We start from the raw sequence: 488 nt of genomic DNA on the forward strand, positions 1-488 counted from the left end.
CGTCGGTATACCAGGTCATAGTGAGGTTGAGCTGGAATGTGTAACCGTGCAGGCCGCGTAGATGCTCGTATTAGGTTTTGACAATATCCACGTGGGTCGGGTGGCCGTGCCCGCCATAGGGACGTACCGTGGCGACGACGTGCGGGCCGAGTAGGGCCGTGATGCGTTCGGCGATGCGCGGCGCGAATTCGGCGTCGAACCGATGTGCGATGTCGGGGTTCATGGCGGCGCCTCGGGGATCGAAAGGGATCGAATATCCCGAAAATGCTAGCACGCGACCCCAAGCCGCGCCTCACCTGGCATGGCACAGTCTTACGCGGCGGTCTCGCCCGGTTTACAGGCGTAATCCGGCGTTACCACTTGCTGCACCTGTTACGGCCGAGCCGTCCCAGAATGGTCTCCATCACGTACCACCTTGAGTGGAGAGCAACATGATCAACAAGAAAATCGTCGCGGTGCTGGTGACTGCCGGTGCGCTCGTCGTCGCA

The 488-nt window shown here is 60.9% G+C and carries 1 protein-coding gene; it reads right to left on the reverse strand.

The features are described from left to right. Nucleotides 1-70 precede the first annotated feature (70 nt). A complete protein-coding gene (locus HWX22_RS31505; RefSeq protein ID WP_244135339.1) occupies nt 71-223 on the reverse strand; it encodes a hypothetical protein in 153 nt (50 codons plus the stop codon). Nucleotides 224-488: the final 265 nt, after the last annotated feature.

It is taken from the genome of Burkholderia sp. BCC1638, assembly GCF_902833195.1.
GTDB classification, from domain to species: Bacteria; Pseudomonadota; Gammaproteobacteria; order Burkholderiales; family Burkholderiaceae; genus Burkholderia; species Burkholderia diffusa.